The organism is Gammaproteobacteria bacterium (genome assembly GCA_041395445.1).
Taxonomy (GTDB): domain Bacteria; phylum Pseudomonadota; class Gammaproteobacteria; order Xanthomonadales; family Marinicellaceae; genus NORP309.
The window spans coordinates 630,364-654,112 of sequence record JAWLAO010000001.1 but is presented as its reverse complement, the minus strand read 5'-3'; the positions used below and the strand labels follow the sequence as shown (position 1 = coordinate 654,112).

Genomic DNA, 23,749 nt, shown 5'->3' with positions numbered 1-23,749 from the left:
GAAATGTCAAAAGGCACAAAATTATCACTTTTGATGTTGTCTTTGACAGTACTGTTGATGGCTGCTTTTTTCTCAGGTGTGATTAAATCAAAACATTGGGAAGTGAATAATATTGATGTCGCTGCTAAATTTAAAAGAGTCAATTCTGAACAAATCAGAGTGGCTGTTGCTGCTTATCCGGAAAGATCGTTTTTCAAAATTGATGTTTCACAGATTAGAGAAAATTTATTGGAAATTCCTTGGGTTCAGTCAGTGATTGTAACTAAAAAATGGCCAAACACACTTTTGGTGCAATTGAATGAACATGAAGCTGCTGCCGTGTGGAATAACAATAAGCTGCTGAATGATAAAGGAGAAATATTCAAAGTTGATAGCATTGATGATTTATCGACACTACCAAAGATATATGCAAAAGATGTTGACTCAGAAAATACTTGGCACAAGTTTGTGAGATATAACGAAATCGCCAAGAGGACAGGATATGAGATAACTTCTGCGAATATTAGTGACAGAGGTGGATGGCTGGCAAATTTGAGTAACGGAGTGGAGGTTAATCTGGGTTCTCAGCAAATTGATGCAAAATTATTGAGGTTGGCTGATACATGGTCACAGTTGATTCAGTTGAAACCAAATCCGCTGGATTCCATTGATTTGCGTTATACCAATGGTTATGTCGTCAAGTGGCATGAAATTCCTGAGTTACAGGAACAAATTGATGAGATTCAACAATTACATGATGATGGAAAATTAAATGGCTAGAAAATCAGAGAACAATTTGGTTGTTGGTTTGGATATTGGAACATCCAAGATTGTTGCAATTGTTGGCGAACAGCACAAAGACGGTAGTTTGGAAATTGTTGGAATCGGTTCATCTCCATCCAGAGGATTGAAACGCGGAGTGGTGGTTGATATTGAGTCCACAGTGCAATCTATTCGCAGAGCCATTGAAGAAGCTGAATTGATGGCGGGTTGTGAAATACAATCCGTTTATGCAGGAATTGCAGGAAGTCATATTCGTAGTATTAACTCACATGGAATTGTTGCAATCAAGGATAAAGAAGTGACACATCAGGATGTTGAAAAAGTTTTGGATGCGGCAAAGGCGGTTCCGATTCCTGCGGATCAAAAAGTTTTGCATGTTTTACCACAGGAATATGTCATAGATGGGCAAGATGGAATCAGGCGTCCCATCGGAATGTCCGGAGTGCGTTTAGAAGCCAGAGTGCATCTGATAACAGGCTCGGATTCTGCGGCACAAAATATTTCCAAATGTGTAGCTCGTTGCGGTTTGCATGTGGATCAGTTGATTGTTGAACAATTAGCATCTTCAGAAGCAGTTTTGACGGATGATGAAAAAGAACTTGGCGTTTGCTTGGTAGATATCGGAGCAGGAACGACAGACATTGCAATTTATACCAATGGGGCAATCAGACACGCAGTTGCTATCCCAATTGCGGGTGATCAGGTGACCAATGACATTGCAATTGCAATGAGAACACCGACTCAATACGCTGAAGAAATCAAATTGAAATATGCCTGTGCATTGAGACAGTTAGCATCGGCTGAAGAAACAATTTCCGTTCCCAGTGTCGGTGATCGTCCGGCAAGAAGATTGGCACGTCAAACATTGGCAGAGGTGGTTGAACCTCGTTATGAGGAATTATTTACTTTAATTCAATCCGAATTACAAAGAAGCGGTTTTGCAGAGTTGGTTGCTGCAGGAATCGTTTTAACCGGTGGTGCTTCAAAAATGGAAGGCACAATCGAGTTAGCAGAAGAAATATTTCATTTACCGGTACGAATCGGGCATCCGATTAACATTTCCGGTTTAAAAGAAGTTGTAAAGAATCCGGTTCATTCGACCGGCGTAGGGTTGTTGCTCTATGGTAGTAAGAATGAACGTGGTGAGAGTGAGCTTGCTGAATCGGGCAATATATTCAGCAAAATTAAAAAGTGGTTTTTCTCTGAATTTTAACAGAGTATTTTTTGTTTCATAAATAGCATTTTGGAGGTAATAGAAAATGTTTGAAATAATGGAAAATGACAGCTCAGGAGCTGTAATTAAGGTCATCGGTTTAGGCGGTGGCGGTGGAAACACGGTCCAGCAAATGGTTGAAGCCGATATTCAAGGTGTCGAATTTATCTGTGCCAATACAGATATTCAGGCTCTTGAAAAAACTCGTTGTAAAAATATCATAAGAATTGGTCAAAACGTCACCAAAGGTTTGGGTGCAGGTGCAAACCCTGAAGTCGGCAGACAAGCAGCTTTGGAAGATCGTGAACGCTTCAAAGAGGTTCTTGCGAATACTGATATGGTATTTATCACTGCCGGTATGGGCGGAGGAACAGGAACAGGTGCGGCTCCGGTTGTGGCGCAAATCGCCAAAGAAATGAACATCCTCACAGTTGCAGTTGTTACCAAGCCATTTCCTTTTGAAGGAAAACGCAGAATGGCGGTTGCTGATAAAGGCATTAAAGATTTGGAACAATATGTTGATTCGTTAATTACCATACCAAATGGTAAATTGCTGACACATTTTGACAGAGGTACTACGTTGCTCAATGCATTCAAAGCGTCTAATGATGTTCTTCATGGTGCTGTTCAAGGAATTTCCGATTTGATTACTTGCCCTGGTATGGTTAACGTCGATTTCGCTGACGTAAAAACCGTTATGTCAGAAATGGGTATGGCAATGATGGGCACAGGAATCGGCAGAGGTGATGACAGAGCTTTACATGCGACTGAATTAGCCATTCACAGTCCATTGTTGGAAGATATTGATATGCATGGTGCGAAAGGAATATTGGTGAATATTACATCGGGATTGGACTTGGAATTAGGCGAAGTTCAGGAAATTGGTGAAATGGTTGAAGAATACACCTCTGAAAACTCAACAGTGGTTATTGGTACTGCAATTGATCCGGATATGGAGGGAGAAATTCGTGTAACAGTTGTGGCAACAGGGCTCAATGGTACAGCAGAGCCTAAAGTGAAACTGGTAAAAGATTTGAACTCAGATGAAGATCGTACCAGCAATCCTGTTCTCGATAAGCTCTATGTTCCTAAAAGAACGACAGTTGGTGCAGGAAGTTCATTGATGTCTGACTCAGATGATGACAGTGTTTCAATCAGAGCTGAAAAAGACCCAATGATGTCAGATGATTATTTGAATATTCCAGCATTTCTAAGAAACCAAGTTGATTAAACCTATAGTTTATTAACTAAGTTAAATCGTGATACAGTTTCAGCAGTTCCTCACCTCCGGGGGCTGCTGAAACACACGTTGTATAAATACAACAGTCAGTTGTTAATTTACAACTAATATTTTGTCAATCTGAAATTAATGTGATAGACTTGGCAGTTCTAGAGTTGTGAATAATCTCAAAACATCATAATGATAAAACAAAGAACCCTGAAAAATGTTGTGAGAGCTACAGGTGTCGGCATTCATACCGGTCAAAAAGTGTTTATTACTTTGAAACCTGCTGACGTTGATACCGGTATTGTTTTTACCAGAACAGATTGCGAGAATTCTCCCAGTATAAAGGCTGATGCGTCTTTAGTGGGTGATACCAGTATGTCAACAACATTGATTCAAGATGGAATCCGTGTGGCAACTGTTGAGCATTTGATGGCAGCATTTAGCGGAATGGGTATTGACAATTGTCGTGTTGAACTCAGTTCCTCTGAAGTGCCAATTATGGATGGCAGTTCGGGTCCATTTGTATTCCTTATTCAATCCGCAGGAATTAAATTTCAGGATAAGGCTAAGAAATTTATCAAAATAATCAAACCGGTTGAAGTCCAACACGGGGATAAAGTTGCCCGCTTTGAACCTCACGATGGATTTAAACTTAAATTTGAGATTGAATTTAACCACCCAGCATTTAGTGATCACACTAAAACCAAAGAAATTGATTTGAGTATGAATGCTTTTGTGAAAGAAATTTCCAGAGCCAGAACTTTTGGTTTTATGCGAGATATTGAGATGCTTCATGCCAGTAATTTAGCCAAAGGCGGTAGCATGGATAATGCTATTGTGTTGGATGATTATCGTGTACTTAACCAAGATGGTTTAAGATACGAAGATGAATTTGTTAAACACAAAATTCTGGACGCAATTGGTGATATTTATCAATTGGGTCATCCTGTTATTGGTTCATTCTATGGATATAAATCCGGACATGCATTGAATAATCAACTCGCCAGAGAGTTATTACAACAGCAAGATGCCTGGGAACTGGTTACATTTGAAGAGAAAGCACAAAAAGAAGAAAATTTATTCCCTGTATTTGCGTAGATTGAGTTTTCTAATTAACGAAAAAACAGACCTTTGTGTCTGTTTTTTATTGCAATAAATATTTTAAGATTCACACTCCCGATATGTATATACTTATCGCTTGTTACCAAATATAGTATGTATGGTTATAATTCATCAAAAATTTAGGGAAAACTTCATAGAATTAAACTTTCAGAGTTTATCAGAAACTTTAGTTATAACCGTTTATCAAGATATGTTTTCTGGATTTGTTTTGTTGCAGGTTTTATCTATGGTTTAATTTAATTATTTTTTTGAAGAAAAAATATTCAGGCAAAATATAACTAAATATTGAGAATAAACTCCCAGAATTCGGGAGTTTATTCAATCAACTACATTAGTTTTGTTGGTTCAATGCAGTATCAAACTCCTCTTTTGCATGTTGAAATTGATCGTAAGATTTTTCAACATACATCATGACTTCGTCGATATAACCATCGGTAGAAGCTGACCAAACACGATTGATATAACGCTCACCGGCAGCAAAACTGGACATAATGTCTGCATAGTGTTGTAAACCGAAGAGGTGTTTCATGCTTTCACGGGCTTCGGCAAAATTGAGCAAGTCATCACGGAACAACTTATCAATTTCAAATCTCATATCGTAGGTCGGAACTTTGTCTTTACGGCCGTTTAAATCAGAAAGATTATTGATAATATTGTTCAATGATTCAATCAGAATCTTTTTGTTGTTTTTTAAAACATCACCGTGTTTGTTTTCTTCACTGGATATCTTTTGAAACCAGAATGCAGATGCGAATCCAACAAGTAGAACCGGAATAAAATACATCCAATTGACGTGTTCTTTATCCAAAGAGGTTAAATAAGAACCTGCCAGAAAAGAAAGTGCAACTAATAAGAATGATAACTTTTTCATATTAACCTCCGGTTCCACTAGAAATGATATAAACGGCTTTTCCGACTCCGACTAATGCTTCTCCAACGATTAATCCGGCAGCAATTGGAATGCCTTTGCTTTCAGACCAACTTTTGCCCATTTTGCGATCAACGATTTCACGCAGCAATGTTCCAATCGAATAGGTTAGAACAATATCAAAAGGTAAATAAAAGCCTAAGCCTACAGTGATTCCAAGTCCCGCTTGCAGAAGAGATAGAAGCCCTCCTAATATTGCTCCGGCTACGTATTTTTCAGTTGGAATATTACCACCGGTGATACCTTCAATCATTGAAGCAAGTGCTTGACCTTGAGGAGCTGGTAAATCATCACTTCCGAAAGTATAGGCTTCTCCTAAAATAAAGATTAGAACAATAATGACGATCGGTCCCAGCCAAGCTCCGAAAAACTGTCCCAGCTGTTGCTGTCTTGGTGTTGCACCAACCAGATAACCAGTTTTTAAATCCAGCATCAAATCTGTTGCCTGGCTCATGGCAACACAGGTTGCTGCACCAACTGTCACTGCAGCAACAATGGCTTGGGGAGTGCTCATTCCGCCAAATGTTTGGGTTATCATGATTAATAATGTAACAGCAATGAGAGTCATTCCTGAAAGCGGAGACCAATTGGTACGACCAATGGCTTCTGAAAGAATAATGCCAGCCATCCAAATCCACAGAGTTCCAAGAACTGCCATTAACAATCCTCTGATGATTCCTGTTTCTTGAGCTGAAGTGATTGCCATCACACCAAGCAGAATTGCCGCACCGACAATAGCGATATAAAGTAACTTGATTGGCATTTCATCTTTGCTCATAGCACTTTCGGTTTTTGCCGAAGATTGCATGGATTTAATAGCCGATTTAATCAGTGGCAAGGCAAACATAACTCCGACTATCGCACCACCAATGAGCATGCCAATTCCGGTTGGTCGGAATAGCATAAGTCGCAGTTGATTCGGGTCTGTAATTTCAGCTCCGGTTTTCGGGTCGGTTGGAAACATTCCGGTTAAGTCCAGTAATGGTGCAAGCACCCAATAACAAACAAATCCTCCGATAATGAAAGCCAACCCACCACGGCCGGCAATAAATGCTACACCGATTGTCATTAGTGAAAGATACCATGTCCCGTTTAAATAATCAGGTAGCCCTAGTTGCTCAAATAAAGCCCAATATTCTACGCCTGAATAAATTGATATGAAATGCACGATACCCGAAATCAGCATTGCTCCAATCAGAAGCATGGCTTTGTTAATGCCGGCTCCCGGTGATTTCAAAATAGATGCCACTGCTACACCACCCGGATAGGTCAGGCGTTCATAGTCAATCATTTGTTTTCTTAATGGAATAATAAACGCAATTCCTAAAAATGCCCCTGCTATTGCACCAAATGTAAGGACATAGGGATTGAATTCTGTCCCATAACCGAGAATAAAAATTGCAGGTACGGAAAACATCATGCCGGATGAAGCACCATTGACCGCTGATGCGACAGTTTGTGTGACATTGTTTTCGATAATGGAACGGCGACGTAACAAACCACGCAAAATACCAAATCCCAAAATAGCCGCTAGTTCGGAACCTTCAATTGAAAACCCCAGTTTTAAAGAGGCATAACCAATTGACACAGCCAGTACAACACCTAAAAAGTAACCGACAATAACTGCATGAGGAGTTAATTCAGGATAAGCTCCTCTGGTAATTGGTCCTGCATGATTTTTTGAAACATGTTCAGACATTTATTTCTCCTGAAAAAAGAACAAATGATTATACATGAATTTGTTTTATGGTTAATATTATTTTGCAAAATCTTTTAAGCATGAGAAACTCATGATAAATTACTATTTATGGATTTCAAGATAAATTACCTGTTACTCTTAATGGCTCTGCCAGTGACTGCTATTTTGTTAATTTTAATGAGGCAGATAGCGAGCCAGTTGAAGTTAATGGATGTTCCTGAGCAGAGAAAAATACATTCCCACCCAATTCCTTTGGTTGGAGGGATTGTCTTGTTTATTGTTTCAGCAATTATTTTATTACAGTTGGATGATGTTGATTTGTTTTCCAAAGTTCTGTTGATTTCCACGTCATTTGTTGTTTTGGTAGGGTTGTTGGATGACATTTTTCAGTTAAGTGCTTTTTGGCGGTTCCTGGTACAAATTCTCGCTTGTTTGGGAGTGATTTATTTTTCCGGCGTTAAATTGAATACTTTTGGTGAGCTTTTATATCCCGGTTGGGATTTACAATTAGTGTATTTGGCAATTCCGATTACTGTTTTTGGTGTAGTTGGTGTTATCAACGCATTAAATATGTCGGATGGAATTGACGGTTTAGCTGCCTTGACTTTTTTTATACCAACTTTGACTTTAGCAATGATATCTGAGGTCAGTGGCTTAAGCGTTTGGTTGTTATATGTCTTGATTGCTTTGTTGGTGTTTGTGTTCTTTAACTTGTCGGAAAAGTATAAAATCTTTCTGGGAGATAGTGGAAGTTTGTTTTTGGGATTTGTTCTTGGTTGGTTGTTGGTGGTTTATTCTCAGCTTAACTTTTATCAAGGACAGTCGATATATCCGGTAACGGCGCTTTATCTGGTTGGTTTGCCAATTTATGATACTATTTATGTTATGTTAAAAAGGATATCAAACGGAAAGTCTCCATTCAAACCGGATAAAACCCATCTTCATCATTTGTTTATATCCAAAGGATATAGTCAATCTCAGGCTTTGTTGTTTATTTTGTTGTTACAAATCATGATGATAGCCATTGGTTTGTTGTTTTTACGTTTTAGAGTTGCTGAATATATTCAATTTTATACTTTTATTTTGATGTCAGTGATTTATTATAAAACAATGAGTTATCAGTGGGTTAAAAGGAATAAGGAACTATGAGTGTGTTTCATGCCGGAGAAGGCAATAAGCGACAAGGTTTGTTTTTTGTGATTTTTTGTTTGGTGGTGCTAATCAATCCATTTCCACTTGGATCAAACCGTGTATGGGCATGGTCTTTTGAAGCAATTATTGTTTCACTGCTTTTACTTTCAATGGTGTTGTGTTCGCTATTTTCCAATAAATGTATCAATTGGTCTCCATTAAAGCGTATGAAAACCGAGCTTGTTTTGATTGGGAGCTGGTTTGTTGCGAATTTGCTTTATCTGATTCCGTTGCCTTTAGGTTTACTTGAGATATTGAGCCCGACTGTCGCTCAAGCCTATAAAAATATCGGAGTTGAGTCCGGGTATCTCACTTTGGATTTGCATGCGACATTTTCAACTTTGATGTTGAGTTTATATTTTTTGATTGTTTTTGTCCTTGGAACATTACTCATTAATTCTCGTTACCGGATTAAGGTGATTCTAACGCTTTTTGTGATTTTGGGATTGTTTGAAGCTGTTTATGGAATGTATCTGGTTTCAATGGATAAAACCGGAACTTTGGTGCAAGTGACTACAGTTACACCAAATAATGCTTCGGGGACTTTTATCAATAAAAATCACTTGGTCGCATTTTTATCAATCTGTTTTATGAGCGGGTTGATGTTGCGTCGAATTTTGAATCGCAAAAACAGCGAGTTTGCTAACAGTAGCTTCAGAATCAGATTTGTACGATTTGTCAGTGATCCACTCAGACTGTTGGATTTTTGTTTGTTCTTAATTCTTGCCGGGATTTGGAACTCTCATTCCAGAGCCGGTTTGGCATCATTGTTACTTTCAATCTTTTTCCTGTATGTGTTTGTATTTTTCACCAGAAAAAACAAGTCAGTTAAGTTTAATACCATTATTATGATTTTTGCATTGGGAATAGTGTTTTTGGTGTTAGTTGCTGATGATATCAATTATCTGATGAAAATTCTTGGACAGGATACAGAAGATAGTGTGGAGTTTGTTGTGGACTCTGCTCAAGGTCGAATGCTTGCTGTCAATCAGTTCTTTGATAACATCGGCAAATATTGGTTCTCAGGAGTTGGACCCGGGGCTTATCAGGTTTTCTTTGTCAATCATCGAGCAGTAGAGCAAGTTGCTTATTTTGATCATGCCCATAACGATTATATTGAATTTGTAACCGAATATGGATTGTTTAGTTTGATACTTTTCGCAATTGTAGCTGTTTTCCTTTATCGGATATTTATGTTTATTTTTCGAAGCGAAAGCCGGTTTTATCGGATTGTTGGGATATGTTGTATCTCATCAATTATCTATATGCTGACACATGGGACAATGGATTTTAATGGTCGAATTCCGGCAAATGTTTTTGCAATAATTGTTGTGATTTCCACAATTTATGGAAGAATTGTTATGTCAAAGATTAAAAACTAAGAAAAATATATAAAAAAGGTTATTTTTTTTTCTTTCATGTTATATTGTATAAGGTGGGAATCCTTGTGTTTTACAATATGTGGGATTAAGGGTTGAAATTGAATGATAGGGGCAAGGTTGTCTTATGAATAATTATAAAAAAATAGTTTTATTGCTTTCAGTTGGTTTGTCTGCAAATTTATATGCTCAACAAGAAGGAATCCAGATGGGTTCGTTTACACTTTTTCCAACCGTAGGATTAAGTTATGGTCATGATGATAATGTTTATTACGGAAGAGGTGATGATAAATTAAGTTCTAATTACTATGTTTTTTCACCGGGAATTCGTTTAGAAACAGAAGGTGAGAAAACCAATTTTCTTGCTCAGTATAATTATGACAGAACTGTTTTTAATGCGGACTCAAATTACAATTTTGAAATGCATCACTTTTTGGCAGGTCTTGGTCATAATGCATCAAGTCGTACAAGGTTTGATTTAACGGCTGAGTATTATGATGGTACAGATAGAATTGGTACGGCTAATCAACAAGGTTTGCTATTGAATTTAGGGCTGGATCCGGATGAGTGGCATTCTTTTGGGGTTGGTGGTAAGTGGCATTATGGTGGTGTTGGTGCTAAAGGTTCAATTGATGTTGAACTTGGAGTGATTGATCGTGAATATGATAATAATCGTGAATATACTGCGACAAGAGATCGTGAAACTCGTTATTTAGGTGCAACCTACACTCATCAAATTTCTCCAAAAACAAATTACTTACTACAAGCCAAATATGCAGATATTGATTATGATATTGCATCATTGGATAACGAAGAGACTCGTTTAATGCTTGGTGCTGAATGGAATGTGACCGGTAAAACGACTGCTCGAGCTTTAGTTGGATATTTGTCTAAAGATTTTAAAGAGCCTGCTCATGATGATTTTTCGGGTATGGCCGTTGAAGCAGGTGTGACTTGGAGTCCAAGAAGTTACTCTGTTTTTGATTTGACATTGGCTCGTGAAACTGATGAAACAAACGGCAATGGTTCTTATGTATTAAGGAATTCAGCGGATTTGGGTTGGACTCATTATTGGGTGGATCGTTTCAGCACAACAGCAAATGTTGGTTATTCAGATGAAAAATATAAAGGCAGTTTGAGAGATGATAGTCTGAACTATTATGGTTTATCTGCAAAATATCAGTTCTCAGATTGGTTAATATCAGGATTGGGATACAGACATTCGGATAGGAGTTCATCATTGGAAGACTTTGAATATAAAGATAATTCTATACTTTTCACACTGGAATTATCGAAGTAGTTCAATGGTTTTGTTGATTTCTAAACACTTTCTTAAACTGATATGTTTGATGCTTATGGTGTCCTCAATTCAGGTTTTTGCGTACAATATTTCGTCAGGCGATGTGTTGCATTTGGAGGTGTTTGGCGAACCTGAGCTCAATTTGGATGTAACGGTAGATAGCTCAGGTTTTATCGAATATCCTTTTGCTGGAAGGGTCTCTGTTGAGGGTAAGGAAGTAGGTGATGTCAAAGGAGAAATAGTCACTTTATTAAAGGATGGTTATTTCATAAATCCTCAGGTGACTGTTGTCGTCAAAGAGTTTAAGCCTTTCTTTATTCAGGGAGAGGTAAAATCACCCGGCTCTTATCCCTTTGAACCTGGCTTGACAGTTAGAAAAGCAGTTGCATTAGCAGGTGGGTTCACTGAACGTGCCAATAAAAAGAAAATATATATCACTGAAGCTGGAGAAGATGAAAGTTCTGAGAGGAAGATTTCCCTCGATGAAAGCATAGCTTCAGGTGATATTATTATTGTCAAAGAAAGTTTTTTCTGATTTTCTTTAAGTTTTATCAATTCGGAATGGTTTAATATGCAACAACAGGATCGTTATAACGATGTTGAAAATAAAGCTCTTGATTTAAAGAGCTTTTTGTCATTAGCAAGAAAACATTGGATTGTTATTTTTTCATTCATTCTATTATCTTCATTATTTGCCTTTTATTGGGCAATAAAAGCGAAACCCGTTTATCAATCCAGTTCCAGTTTGTTGATTGAAAGGCCGGCCAAAATGGCTTCGTTAGATCAGATATTTGGTTTAATGGGGATGGACAGGGAGTTTTATCCAAATCAGGTTTACGTCTTAAGATCAATTCCTGTCGCAAAGCGAGTTGTTGAAAGAATTGGGGTTGAAAAATTTATTCCTAAAAAGCACGAATTGAAATGGTATGAAAAACTGCTCCCGGGATATGAGGTTAAAGACTATTCGGATAAAACCAAAGAAGAACTGTTCGAAATGGCGATGGCCAATATTGGCAGCACCATGAGTGTTGATCAGGCAAAAGGTAGTGGTGTCTTTACTATTTCGTTTGATGATTACGACCCGTTTTTGGCAACTTTAAAAGCGAATGCCTTAGCGGAATCCTATATCGAAGAAGTTATCGAATCCAATATCAATGCAAAACAGAGAACCGGCGAGAGTATTTCCAAGCAATTACCGGAACTGGAAAAAAAGGTTGAGGTTTCTGAGCAGGCATTAAGAGAGTTTCAAAATAAGCATAAAATTTTCTTACCGGAAACCGGAGATGATTTGGCAGTACAAGAGTTGAGTGATAAGAATGCTCGAATCACAGAGCTAAAAAGGCAGAAACTCAATTTGGAGGCGGTTTATCGTCGGGTTAAAAGCGTTGGAAATGACCCGGTTAATTTGGCAAGAGTTCCGGATATTTTGGAGAAATCAGAGGTTATCAACCAAAAATCCAAATATGCTTCAGCGGTTTCTGAAGTTTCAGAGCTTGGTTTGGTTTATGGTCCGAAACATCCAAAGATGAAACGAGCGATTGAAGCGCGAAAACTGGCAGAAAGAGAGTATTATTCTATTTTACAAACAACAGCAGATTTGTTGGTCGCTGATTATGAGTCAATTGCGAAAGAAATCGAATTTGAAGAGTCCGCTTTGTCATCTATAAAAGGCGAAATTTCAACAAGTAATGAATTGGCTTTTGAATATGATGCGCTTAAACGAGATTATGAATATAACAAACAAATTTACGCGGCATTCTTGAAACAGTCAAAAGAAACTGATGCGGTAAAAACAGCTTCTGTGCAAACGATTAATGCCAGAGTTTTGAATAAAGCAGTTGTTCCGAAAGGGCCATACAAACCCAACAAAAAAATTATTTTGGCTATCGGAATGTTTATAGGTGTTGTTTTAGGTGTTTTGGCAGCATTCTTGTTGGAGCATTTTGATAATACTTTTCGATCAAGCGATGAAGTGGAAAAGAAACTTGGGGTACCGGTTATTGGGATGTTACCTAATATTATCGAGAAAAAGGATGAAGTTTCGCCGGCATTACAATTTGTTGAATCGACAAAATCGGCGTTTTCTGAATCTATCCGTACTTTGAGGACGGGTGTATTATTATCATTACCTGATAAAACTAATAAGTCTATTCTTGTGACCTCAACCGTGCCCAGTGAGGGGAAAACCACAATAGCAATGAACCTGGCTCACTCGTTGTCACATTTAGGTGATGCGATATTGGTTGAAGCTGATTTACGTAGACCTATGGTGAAAAAAAATATGGGGGGCAAGAATGCTAAAGGTTTGTCCTCATTTATTTCGGGTGAATCCGGTTTTTCCGAAAGTATCACCGTTGATGCTCGCTCAAAGAATCTGCATATACTTTCATCAGGAATGATTCCACCAAATCCACTAGAGTTGCTATCTTCTGAAAAATTTGACTTGTTGTTGGCCAAATTAAAAGAGAGGTATAAGTTTGTAATTATTGACTGTGCACCGGTTATGGCAGTGAGTGATGCCTTGGTATTATCTCAAAAAGTGGATGGAGTGTTATTTGTAATTAAGCATGAATCTACACCATCGCAACTTATTGAAAGTGCAATTACCCGCTTAAAAAGAGTTTCGGCTAAAATTATTGGTGTTTCGTTGAATCGTTTAAAAACCAATAAAGCAAGGTATGGCAGATATTATAAGTATGAAGGAAACTATTACGGCCACTATGGTTATCATAAATCCCCGGGCAGTAAAAAGTAGACAAATCAGCTTCCTGTGAGGATTGGGGTTTTATGATTTTAAGCAAGCAAAAGATATACTCGGTAGTAGTTATAACTGGACTCGTAATTTGCTTGTTCTTCTATTACTCCATATTTAAATCAGCATTGTTATTAGAAGATTTTAGAGTGCAATTTAATGCCAAATATTTCAAGAAACAAAGTGATATTAGCTTAGAAGGATTTCAAATGAGTGATTCAGGATGGTTCGCCTCGTATGTGATTAATCCTGCAATGACAGAGTTGCAGTTGCGTGCAAATCTATTGGACTCAGGCTCGTCAGAGCAATTGATTAATCTCACAGAAGAGTATTTAGGCCTTTTATCCACAAGACCATCCTGGCCATATTATTTCTCTGGTATGTTACAAGCGGAAGCAATTCAAAGTAACAATTTTTCAAATAATTTTGACAACGCAATAAAATACGGAGCTTATGAAAAACAAGTTGTTTTCAGCATTGCAGAGAGCTTGTTTTATAACTGGGATAATCTCAATAAAGAGTCAAAAGTAATAGCTTTAAACTATTTAAGTAATCAATCAGAGTTTATAAAATCATTGGTTATTGGTATTTCTGCAAAATTTGCTAGAGTTTATGAATTTTGTGATTTTCTTTATGATAAAACTCATGTACAATCCGCGACCTGCAAAAATAATTACTGGCAACCACTAGTTGATTAATCATCGTTCAAAGATTGTCACCAACTGACAAATTTGCAAATATCCTTTAATGTTTTGGTATTAAAGGAGGTAATTATAAAAAAAATACAGATTAACATTGACAAGGTATATCTTTTTTTGCAAAATGCCTTGCTTTGTTTGAGCCGGAGGGATACCCAAGCGGCCAACGGGGGCAGACTGTAAATCTGCTGTCTCTGACTTCGGAGGTTCGAATCCTCCTCCCTCCACCATATTAAAAGTGCCTTAGCGGGTGTAGTTCAATGGTAGAACTTCAGCCTTCCAAGCTGATCGCGTGGGTTCGATTCCCATCACCCGCTCCAGATATGAACTGCCCATATAGCTCAGTCGGTAGAGCACTTTCTTGGTAGGGAAGAGGTCACTGGTTCGATTCCAGTTATGGGCACCATTTGTGGTAGCTAGAGCAGGAAGCAAGTCTCAAACTAAAAAATGAATAACAATGTTTTGGGTTTCGACTTAAATAATTTTAAGAAACGCTTACACTAAAGTGGAGTAATAGAGCAATGTCTAAAGAAAAATTTGAACGCAATAAGCCGCATGTTAATGTGGGAACGATTGGTCACGTTGATCATGGTAAAACAACTTTAACGGCAGCTTTAACAAAGGTTTCAGCTGAGAAGATTGGTGGCACATTTAAAGATTACGATCAAATTGATAATGCGCCGGAAGAAAGAGAGCGTGGTATTACGATCGCAACAGCTCACGTAGAGTACGAAACAGAAGGTCGTCACTATGCACACGTTGACTGTCCTGGCCATGCTGACTATGTTAAAAACATGATTACAGGTGCGGCACAAATGGACGGCGCGATATTGGTAGTATCAGCAGCAGATGGTCCGATGCCACAAACTCGTGAGCATATCTTGTTGGGTCGCCAGGTTGGTGTACCTTATATTCTTGTTTACATGAACAAATGTGACCAAGTTGATGACGAAGAGTTGTTGGAACTTGTTGAAATGGAAATTCGTGAATTGCTAAGTGATTATGACTTCCCTGGTGATGACACTCCAATGGTTAAAGGTTCTGCATTGAAAGCACTTGAAGGTGATATGAGTCCGATTGGTGTTCCTTCAATTGAAGCTCTTTTGGATGCTATGGATTCTTATTTCCCTGAGCCAGAGCGTGATGTTGATCAGCCATTCTTGTTACCAATCGAAGACGTGTTCTCAATCTCAGGTCGTGGAACAGTAGTTACCGGTCGTGTTGAGCGTGGAATCGTTAAAGTTGGTGAAGAGTTAGAGATTGTTGGAATCAGAGAAACCAGAAAAACAGTTTGTACCGGTGTTGAAATGTTCCGTAAACTACTTGACGAAGGTCGTGCCGGTGATAACGTAGGTGTGTTGTTGCGTGGTACAAAACGTGATGAAGTTGAACGTGGTCAAGTATTATCGCATCCTGGTAAAATTACACCACACACTGAATTTGAAGCTGAGGTTTATGTATTGTCAAAAGATGAAGGTGGACGTCATACGCCATTCTTTAAAGGATACAGACCACAGTTTTACTTCCGTACAACTGACATTACTGGTGCAGTTGAATTACCGGAAGGAGTTGAGATGGTAATGCCTGGCGATAATATCAAGATGCGTATTACATTGATTAATCCTATTGCGATGGATGAAGGATTGCGTTTTGCGATTCGTGAAGGTGGTCGCACAGTAGGAGCTGGTGTTGTTTCTAAGATTTTTAAATAAATAACACTGAAATAATAAACAGGAGCCGGCAACAAGTGTTGCTGGCTTTGGTTTCTCTGAGATTTTATCAGGTATTTTTAAGGAAAGTAAATACAGGCCAGTAGCTCAATTGGCAGAGTGGCGGTCTCCAAAACCGCAGGTTGTGGGTTCGATTCCCTCCTGGCCTGCCATTTGATAAGCTCAGATTTTTACATAAAAAGGCAAGAAATAATGAGTCAAGCAGATTTATCAAATTCATTCGGTGAGAAAATTCGTTGGTGGCTTGCAATAGCGGCAGTGATTGCCGGTGTTGCGGGTAATCTATATTTTGAAGATGAGCTTGCAACAGTGTTGCGAGTTTTGATTTTGCTTGGTGGTGTTGTTTTGGGTGCTTTAATAGCATTAACAACTCACAAAGGTAAAAGTTTCTTTAGCTTTGTCAAAACATCAAATATTGAAAGGCAAAAAATTGTTTGGCCAACTCGTAATGAAACATTGCAAACAACGCTGGTTGTTTTGGTTGTGGTCATTGTGATTGGTTTGTTTCTGTCGTTGGTTGACTTTTTCTTCAGTTGGCTTGTCGGTTATTTCTTTGGTTAAAGGTGAATTATGGCTAAGCACTGGTATGTAGTACACGCGTATTCAAATTTTGAACATAAAGTTTGTCAATCCTTAATTGAGAGGATTGAACGCATGGGTATGCAAGAGTACTTTGGTGAGGTGCTGGTTCCAACTGAGACTGTTGTCGAATTGCGTAAAGGACAAAAAAGGCAAAGTGAGAGAAAATTCTTTCCGGGCTATGTGCTTGTTGAAATGGAAATGAATGACGATTCATGGCATTTAGTTAAAGAAACGCCTAAGGTGATGGGTTTTATTGGTGGAACCAAAGAAAAGCCTGCTCCAATTACAAAACGTGAAGCAGATGCAATATTGCAGCGCGTTCAAGATGGTGAAAATGCACCTAAACCTAAAATTTTATTTAATATTGGTGAAATGGTTCGTGTTGTAGACGGTCCGTTTGCTGACTTCAACGGTGAAGTTGAAGATATTAATTACGAAAAAAGTAAAATTCGTGTTGCGGTTTCTATATTTGGTCGTTCCACTCCTGTTGAGTTGGGCTTTGGCCAAGTCGAGAAGCTGTAAAGTTTTTATTGATATATAGCAATGGGGAGCTTGTGAACTCAAGCGCTTGAACCCGGAGAATATAAAATGGCAAAAAAAGTAATGGCTTATATCAAACTGCAGGTTGCTGCAGGAAAAGCCAATCCAAGTCCGCCTGTTGGTCCTGCTTTGGGTCAGCATGGTGTAAACATTATGGAATTCTGTAAGGCTTTCAATGCACAAACTGCAAATCTTGAGCCGGGTCTTCCAACTCCAGTCGTAATTACAGTTTATAACGACAGAAGTTTCTCGTTCGTTACTAAAACCCCTCCTGCTTCTGTGCTAATCAAAAAAGCATTAGGTTTGAAGAGCGGTAGTAGTAAGCCAAACACTGATAAAGTGGGTACGATTACTCGTGAGCAATTAGAAGAAATTGCAAAAGCAAAAGAGCCTGACTTGACTGCGGGATCTCTTGATGCTGCTGTAAACACAATAGCAGGTACAGCAAGAAGTATGGGTATCAATGTTGAGGGAGTAGAATAATGGCTAAAATTGGAAAAAGATTGAAAGCGATTCGTGAGAGCTTCGATAAACATAGTTTGTATTCATTGGCAGATGCATTCAAGTTTTTGAGTGATAATTCAAAAGTTAAATTTAATGAATCAATTGATGTAGCTATAAAATTGGGTGTTAATCCAACTAAATCCGACCAAGTGGTTCGCGGAGCAACAATTCTGCCGCAAGGAACTGGAAAAACTGTTAAAGTTGCAGTATTCGCACAAGGTCCAAAAGCTGATGAAGCAAAAGAAGCTGGTGCTGATTATGTGGGTATGGATGATTTAGCTGATGAAATCAAAGGCGGTTTAATGGATTTTGATGTTGTGATTGCCTCACCTGATGCAATGCGCGTTGTTGGTAAGTTAGGTACGATTCTCGGTCCTAGAGGTTTGATGCCAAATCCTAAAGTTGGAACTGTGACTCCTGATGTGGTTACAGCCGTTAAAAATAATAAATCCGGTCAAGCAATGTATCGTGTTGATAAAGCAGGTATTATTCATGCAATGATTGGGAAAGCGAACTTCTCTCCAGACGCATTGACTGAAAACTTGATGGCTTTGTTAAAAGATTTAATCAAGAAAAAGCCATCAACAGCTAAAGGAAAATACATCAGAAAGATTAGTGTCTCATCAACAATGGGCCCTGGTCTGGAAATTGATCAATCGACACTTGATCTTAAGTAATATATTTTACAGATAAAAAATCTGTAAAGATGAATTTTGAGGGCTGTCAGTGTGACGGCCGTCAAAGACCGCAGGTGAAAATTATTTTTTCTTAATTTCCTGCGTAGATGGTGAAGCCTGATAGTCTGCAATTAATTTGAAGATATTGAATGGCCACCAAAGTACTGTGATGATAATTCATTGCAGGTTTGTTTGATACGTTTATCAAAGGAGGTAAACATGGCTTTAAGTCTAGAACAAAAGAAGGCTGTGGTTGCTGAAATTGCTAGCGTAGCAGCGAATGCTCATTCGTTGGTTGTTTCTGAGTATATCGGTACTACTGTTGATGCATTTACCGAAATGCGTTCAGAGGCAAGAAAAACGGGTGTTTATTTAAAAGTTGCTAAGAATTCATTAGTTAAACGTGCAGTTGAAGGCACGGATTTTGAATGTGTGAAAGACTCGTTGGTTGGTCCAATGATTTATGCTTTCTCTCAGGAAGATCCGGGTTGTGCGGCTCGTTTGATTAAAGAATACGCAAAGAAGAATGATAAGCTAATAACAAAAGTTGTTTCTATAGGCGGTAAAGTATTTGATGCATCTGAACTTAGTCGTTTGGCATCATTACCAACTAAAGAACAAGCTATTAGCCAATTGATGAGTGTAATGAAAGCACCTATCGAAAAATTCGTTCGCACAATGGCGGAACCACATGCAAAATTGGTTCGTACTATTGCAGCAATTCGCGATCAAAAACAAGCTGCATAAATTATCTTTTTGATGATTTATGTTTATTTTTTATAATTTATAAGTATTTTGGAGAAATAAGATGGCCGTTTCTAAAGACGATATCTTGGAAGCAATTTCAAACATGAGTGTTATGGAAGTTGTTGAGTTAATTGAAGCAATGGAAGATAAATTTGGTGTATCAGCTGCTGCAGCTGTTGCAGTTGCTGCTCCTGCTGCCGGTGGTGATGCAGGTGCTGCTGCTGAAGAGAAAACTGAATTTGACGTTATTCTTTCTAGCTTTGGTGATAAGAAAGTTGGTGTTATTAAAGCAGTACGGGGAGTTACAGGGTTAGGCTTGAAAGAAGCTAAAGACTTGGTAGAAGGAGCTCCAACACCAGTTAAAGAAGGTGTTTCTAAGGAAGAAGCAGAATCTATTAAAGCACAGCTTGAAGAAGCTGGTGCGCAAGTAGAAGTTAAATAAATACTCAGCTATTTATTTGAGCATAAGGCTGGCGGATTTATCCGCTGGCCTTTAGTCGCTTGAGAAAATATACTTTTTTTCTTGTAAAATTTGCGGCTAAAAACTTAAGCATGGAAAGTGTTTTAGGTATTGGAAACCTTATAAAACCGGAAGTCCGGAAAAGATAAATTTATTCAGATAGGTAACAGTTGTTATGAGTTATTCGTTCACTGAAAAGAAAAGAATTCGTAAGGATTTTGCAAGAAGTAAGGTAGTTGTGGATGTCCCATTCTTACTGAAGACTCAGGTTGAGTCATACGACAAGTTTTTGGGCTTGGTTGAAGATGAGAAATGTGGCTTGGATGAAGCACTAAAGTCAGTTTTCCCCATCGAAAGTTATTCCGGTTACGCTAAACTCGAGTATATTAGTGTAAATATCGAAAAACCAGTTTTTAATGTTACAGAGTGTAAGCTCAGGGGGTTGACATTCGGTTCAACTGTGAGAGCCAAAGTTCAACTGGTTATCTATGATAAAGACAGCCCTGTCAGAAATAAAAAAATAAAAAATGTAAAGGAGCAGGATGTCTATTTAGGCGATCTGCCTTTAATGACTCCCAATGGTACATTCGTTATTAATGGTACAGAGCGTGTTATTGTCAATCAATTGCATCGTTCACCAGGTGTGTTCTTTGATCATGACAAAGGTAAAACTCACTCATCAGGTAAATTACTTTATTCCGCTCGTATTATTCCTTACCGTGGGTCATGGCTTGATATCGAGTTTGATCCAAAAGATAACATGTATGTCAGGATTGACAGAAGAAGAAAGTTACCCGCAACAATTTTACTGCGCGCTTTGGGTTATGAAACTGAAGAAATTTTAGATTTATTCTTTGAGAAAATTTCGATTTCTTTGAAAAAAACTGGTGCCAGCATGAAGCTGGTTGCTCAACAACTGAAAGGCGAAGTATTTGATTTTGACATCAAAGATGGCAGTGATGTGATTGTTCCAAAAGGTAAAAGAATCACTGCTCGTCATGAAAAGCAGTTAGCGAAATCAGGAATGAAAACGATTTCTTTAGAAGATTCTTATTTGCTTGACAAAATTATTGCTAAGCAGGTTGTCAATAAAGAAACAGGTGAAGTGATTGTTGAAGCTAACGCAACAATTACTGAAGAAGTTCTTGAATTGTTGCGTGAAGCCGGCGTTAAGTCATTTGAGATTTTATATGTCAATGATTTGGATAATGGACCTTACATGTCAACAACTGTTAATGTTGACCCGACTCGCTCGCAATTAGAAGCATTAGTTGAGATTTATCGTATGATGCGCCCAGGTGAGCCACCAACAGAAGAATCATCAAAAGCTCTGTTTGAAGGAATGTTCTTCAACCCTGATCGTTACGATTTGTCAGAAGTTGGACGTATGAAGTTCAACAAGCGTTTGGGAATCAATGAAGATGAAGGCTCAGGAACTCTAAGTAATGATGACATCATCAATGTCATGCGTGAGTTGGTAAATATCAGAAACGGAAATGGTGCTGTTGACGATATCGACCATCTTGGTAACAGACGTGTTCGTTCTGTTGGAGAAATGACTGAGAATGTCTTCCGTGTTGGTCTGGTTCGTGTTCAAAGAGCTGTTCGTGAAAGATTGACTGTAGCTGACTCAGAAGGTTTGACTCCACAAGATTTAATCAATGCAAAACCAATTGCTGCTGCTGTTAAAGAATTCTTTGGTTCTAATCAGTTGTCACAATTTATGGATCAAAACAACCCATTGTCTGAAATTACGCACAAGCGTCGTATTTCTGCACTTGGACAAGGTGGTTTGACTCGTGAAAGAGCTGGTTTTGAGGTTCGTGACGTGCATCCGACACACTATGGAAGATTATGTCCGATTGAAACTCCTGAGGGGCCGAATATTGGTTTGATCAACTCATTATCGGTTTATGCAAGAACTAATTCATATGGTTTCTTGGAAACTCCATATCGTAAAGTAAATGATGGAGTGGTGACTAGTGACATCGTCTATCTTTCTGCAATAGAAGAGGGTGAATATCCTATTGCACAGGCAAATGCAACAATGGATAAAAAAGGCAAACTCACAGATGAGTTCGTTTTATCACGTCATCATGGCGAGGTAACACTGACACCAGCCAAAGATGTGAAATATATGGATGTATCGCCGAAACAAATTGTTTCAGTGGCTGCGGCATTGATTCCTTTCCTTGAGCATGATGATGCGAACAGGGCGCTGATGGGATCAAACATGCAACGACAAGCTGTTCCGACTTTAAAAGTAGATAAACCACTGGTCGGAACCGGAATGGAGAAAATTGTATCGCGTGACTCTGGTGTAACAGTGAGTGCCAGACGTCCGGGCGTTGTAGAAATGGCTGATGCCTCAAGAATTGTAATTCGTGTTGCAGAAGAGCATATCGCTGAAGATGATCCGGGCGTTGATATTTATAATTTGACAAAATACACACGTTCTAACCAAAACACATGTATCAACCAAAAAACTTTGGTGAATGTCGGTGATGTGGTTGATGTTGGTGATGTTTTGGCAGATGGACCATCAACCGATTTAGGTGAATTGGCTCTGGGTCAAAATATGTTGATTGCCTTCATGCCTTGGAATGGTTACAACTTTGAGGACTCGATTCTGATTTCTGAAAAAGTTGTAAAAGACGATCGTTTTACTTCGATTCATATAGTTGAAATGACTTGTATTGCTCGTGATACAAAACTGGGTACAGAAGAAATTACTGCTGATATTCCAAACATCAGTGAAAGCGCCCTGACAAAACTGGATGATTCTGGAATTGTTTATGTCGGTGCAGAAGTTGGTCCTGGTGATATTCTTGTGGGTAAAGTGACTCCTAAAGGAGAAACGCAATTAACACCAGAAGAAAAACTTCTGAGAGCTATTTTCGGTGAGAAAGCGCTGGATGTTAAAGATACCTCTTTGAAAGTTCCAAGTTCTACTCACGGAACTGTTATTGACGTCCAAGTTTTCACCAGAGATGGTGTTGAAAAAGGGAACCGCGCAGAAAAAATTGAACATGAATTGCTTGAGCAGGTTCGTAACGACTTGCGCGATCAATTCAGAATCATGCGCGGAGTGATTCAACAACGTTTGCGTTCCATTCTTGTTGGGCAAAAAGTTGTTAAAGCTCCCGGTTTGAAAAAAGGAGCTGAAGTTACTGAAGACTACTTAAATGGTTTGGATGAATCCGAATGGTTTGATGTTAAAGTCAGTGACGCTAAAGTTTCTGAGCAAATCGACCAGATGGCGGATCAGGTTGAACGTCAAAGAAAACTGTTTGATGAGCGTTTTGAAGACAAGAAGAAGAAAATCACTTCGGGTGATGATTTGGCTCCCGGCGTTTTGAAAATGGTTAAGGTTTATTTGGCGGTGAAACGTCGAATTCAACCAGGCGATAAAATGGCGGGGCGTCATGGAAACAAAGGTGTGATTTCAATGGTTGTGCCAGAGGAAGATATGCCATTTGATAAAAACGGAAGACCGGTTGATATCGTTCTGAATCCATTGGGTGTGCCTTCACGTATGAATATCGGTCAGGTACTTGAGGTTCATTTGGGATGGGCCGCCAGAGGTTTGGGCGATAAAATTACTGAGATGCTTGAGAAGAATGAAAAAGCAAATAATTTGCGTGAATTCCTAACCAAGATTTACAACATCGATAAAGAACGAGTCAATCTGGATGAGTTAAACGATGATGAAATCATGGAACTGGCTCACAATCTCAAAGGCGGTGTGCCAATGGCAACACCGGTATTTGATGGTGCTGAAGAGAAAAACATCAAAAAATTGTTAGAACTAGCTGATCTACCAACCAGTGGACAAGCGGTGCTTTACGATGGAAGAACCGGTAAGAAATTTGACAGACCGGTAACCACAGGTTACATGTACATGCTGAAACTGAATCACTTGGTTGATGATAAGATGCATGCTCGCTCCACTGGTCCTTATTCTTTGGTTACACAACAACCATTGGGTGGTAAAGCTCAATTCGGTGGTCAGAGATTCGGTGAGATGGAGGTGTGGGCATTGGAAGCTTACGGTGCTGCATACACATTGCAGGAAATGTTAACAGTTAAATCCGATGATGTTGTAGGCAGAAACAAAACTTATAAAAATATTGTTGATGGTCAGCACGAAATTGTTGCTGGTATGCCGGAATCATTTAACGTCCTTGTTAAAGAGGTGCGTTCACTTGGTTTGAACATTGAGTTAGAAAACGAATAA

The 23,749-nt window shown here is 38.7% G+C and carries 20 protein-coding genes and 4 tRNA genes; 22 read left to right on the top strand and 2 right to left on the bottom strand.

What is annotated here, in order from left to right:
• Nucleotides 1-3 precede the first annotated feature (3 nt).
• The 4 genes from R3F25_03075 (at nucleotide 4) to lpxC (ending at nucleotide 4,301) form a co-directional block, all read left to right on the top strand.
• On the top strand, nucleotides 4-759 hold the full coding sequence (locus R3F25_03075) for an FtsQ-type POTRA domain-containing protein (GenBank protein MEZ5495797.1): 756 nt from the start codon (nucleotides 4-6) through the stop codon (nucleotides 757-759).
• The gene (gene ftsA / locus R3F25_03070) at nucleotides 752-1,975 is read left to right on the top strand and encodes a cell division protein FtsA (protein MEZ5495796.1); all 1,224 of its coding nucleotides are present in this window, start codon (nucleotides 752-754) and stop codon (nucleotides 1,973-1,975) included. Before R3F25_03075 ends, ftsA begins: the two co-directional genes overlap by 8 nt.
• Before the next feature lie 46 nt (nucleotides 1,976-2,021).
• On the top strand, nucleotides 2,022-3,206 hold the full coding sequence (gene ftsZ, locus R3F25_03065; GenBank protein MEZ5495795.1) for a cell division protein FtsZ: 1,185 nt from the start codon (nucleotides 2,022-2,024) through the stop codon (nucleotides 3,204-3,206).
• A 189-nt stretch (nucleotides 3,207-3,395) separates the two neighbouring features.
• The gene (gene lpxC, locus R3F25_03060) at nucleotides 3,396-4,301 is read left to right on the top strand and encodes a UDP-3-O-acyl-N-acetylglucosamine deacetylase (protein ID MEZ5495794.1); all 906 of its coding nucleotides are present in this window, start codon (nucleotides 3,396-3,398) and stop codon (nucleotides 4,299-4,301) included.
• Between the two features lie 355 nt (nucleotides 4,302-4,656).
• On the opposite strand, the gene R3F25_03055 is transcribed toward lpxC, so the two are convergent.
• Both R3F25_03055 and R3F25_03050 read right to left on the bottom strand, forming a co-directional pair.
• Entirely contained in the window at nucleotides 4,657-5,196 is a 540-nt protein-coding gene (locus tag R3F25_03055) for a hypothetical protein (GenBank protein ID MEZ5495793.1), read from the bottom strand.
• Between the two features lies 1 nt (nucleotide 5,197).
• Nucleotides 5,198-6,952 carry an OPT/YSL family transporter gene (locus R3F25_03050; GenBank protein MEZ5495792.1) on the bottom strand — a complete coding sequence of 585 codons (1,755 nt, stop codon included), beginning with the start codon at nucleotides 6,950-6,952 and terminating at the stop codon, nucleotides 5,198-5,200.
• Nucleotides 6,953-7,129: 177 nt separating this feature from the next.
• On the opposite strand from R3F25_03050, the gene R3F25_03045 reads away from it, so the two are divergent.
• From R3F25_03045 to rpoB, 18 genes are all read left to right on the top strand, one after another.
• On the top strand, nucleotides 7,130-8,101 hold the full coding sequence (locus R3F25_03045) for an MraY family glycosyltransferase (protein MEZ5495791.1): 972 nt from the start codon (nucleotides 7,130-7,132) through the stop codon (nucleotides 8,099-8,101).
• Nucleotides 8,098-9,525: an O-antigen ligase family protein gene (locus R3F25_03040; protein MEZ5495790.1), complete on the top strand. Its 1,428-nt coding sequence runs from the start codon at nucleotides 8,098-8,100 to the stop codon at nucleotides 9,523-9,525. The genes R3F25_03045 and R3F25_03040 overlap by 4 nt, the downstream gene beginning before the upstream one ends.
• A 124-nt stretch (nucleotides 9,526-9,649) precedes the next feature.
• Nucleotides 9,650-10,822: an outer membrane beta-barrel protein gene (locus tag R3F25_03035; protein MEZ5495789.1), complete on the top strand. Its 1,173-nt coding sequence runs from the start codon at nucleotides 9,650-9,652 to the stop codon at nucleotides 10,820-10,822.
• Between the two features lie 4 nt (nucleotides 10,823-10,826).
• The gene (locus tag R3F25_03030; GenBank protein MEZ5495788.1) at nucleotides 10,827-11,357 is read left to right on the top strand and encodes a polysaccharide biosynthesis/export family protein; all 531 of its coding nucleotides are present in this window, start codon (nucleotides 10,827-10,829) and stop codon (nucleotides 11,355-11,357) included.
• Between the two features lie 36 nt (nucleotides 11,358-11,393).
• Entirely contained in the window at nucleotides 11,394-13,577 is a 2,184-nt protein-coding gene (locus R3F25_03025; GenBank protein MEZ5495787.1) for a polysaccharide biosynthesis tyrosine autokinase, read from the top strand.
• A 206-nt stretch (nucleotides 13,578-13,783) separates the two neighbouring features.
• Entirely contained in the window at nucleotides 13,784-14,272 is a 489-nt protein-coding gene (locus R3F25_03020) for a hypothetical protein (protein ID MEZ5495786.1), read from the top strand.
• A gap of 145 nt (nucleotides 14,273-14,417) precedes the next feature.
• Nucleotides 14,418-14,502, top strand: a tRNA-Tyr gene (locus tag R3F25_03015).
• Between the two features lie 16 nt (nucleotides 14,503-14,518).
• Nucleotides 14,519-14,592 (top strand) — tRNA-Gly (locus R3F25_03010).
• Nucleotides 14,593-14,602: 10 nt separating this feature from the next.
• Nucleotides 14,603-14,678, top strand: a tRNA-Thr gene (locus R3F25_03005).
• A 115-nt stretch (nucleotides 14,679-14,793) separates the two neighbouring features.
• Entirely contained in the window at nucleotides 14,794-15,984 is a 1,191-nt protein-coding gene (gene tuf / locus R3F25_03000; protein MEZ5495785.1) for an elongation factor Tu, read from the top strand.
• Nucleotides 15,985-16,078: 94 nt separating this feature from the next.
• Nucleotides 16,079-16,154, top strand: a tRNA-Trp gene (locus R3F25_02995).
• Nucleotides 16,155-16,194: 40 nt separating this feature from the next.
• Nucleotides 16,195-16,563: a preprotein translocase subunit SecE gene (secE, locus tag R3F25_02990; protein ID MEZ5495784.1), complete on the top strand. Its 369-nt coding sequence runs from the start codon at nucleotides 16,195-16,197 to the stop codon at nucleotides 16,561-16,563.
• Between the two features lie 9 nt (nucleotides 16,564-16,572).
• Nucleotides 16,573-17,106, top strand: a complete 534-nt coding sequence (gene nusG / locus R3F25_02985; GenBank protein MEZ5495783.1) for a transcription termination/antitermination protein NusG — start codon at nucleotides 16,573-16,575, stop codon at nucleotides 17,104-17,106.
• Nucleotides 17,107-17,172: 66 nt separating this feature from the next.
• Nucleotides 17,173-17,607, top strand: a complete 435-nt coding sequence (gene rplK / locus R3F25_02980) for a 50S ribosomal protein L11 (protein ID MEZ5495782.1) — start codon at nucleotides 17,173-17,175, stop codon at nucleotides 17,605-17,607.
• A complete protein-coding gene (gene rplA, locus R3F25_02975; GenBank protein ID MEZ5495781.1) occupies nucleotides 17,607-18,305 on the top strand; it encodes a 50S ribosomal protein L1 in 699 nt (232 codons plus the stop codon). The genes rplK and rplA overlap by 1 nt, the downstream gene beginning before the upstream one ends.
• A 219-nt stretch (nucleotides 18,306-18,524) precedes the next feature.
• Nucleotides 18,525-19,052 carry a 50S ribosomal protein L10 gene (gene rplJ, locus R3F25_02970; protein MEZ5495780.1) on the top strand — a complete coding sequence of 176 codons (528 nt, stop codon included), beginning with the start codon at nucleotides 18,525-18,527 and terminating at the stop codon, nucleotides 19,050-19,052.
• Between the two features lie 61 nt (nucleotides 19,053-19,113).
• Nucleotides 19,114-19,494, top strand: a complete 381-nt coding sequence (gene rplL / locus R3F25_02965) for a 50S ribosomal protein L7/L12 (GenBank protein MEZ5495779.1) — start codon at nucleotides 19,114-19,116, stop codon at nucleotides 19,492-19,494.
• A 193-nt stretch (nucleotides 19,495-19,687) separates the two neighbouring features.
• Entirely contained in the window at nucleotides 19,688-23,749 is a 4,062-nt protein-coding gene (rpoB, locus tag R3F25_02960) for a DNA-directed RNA polymerase subunit beta (GenBank protein ID MEZ5495778.1), read from the top strand.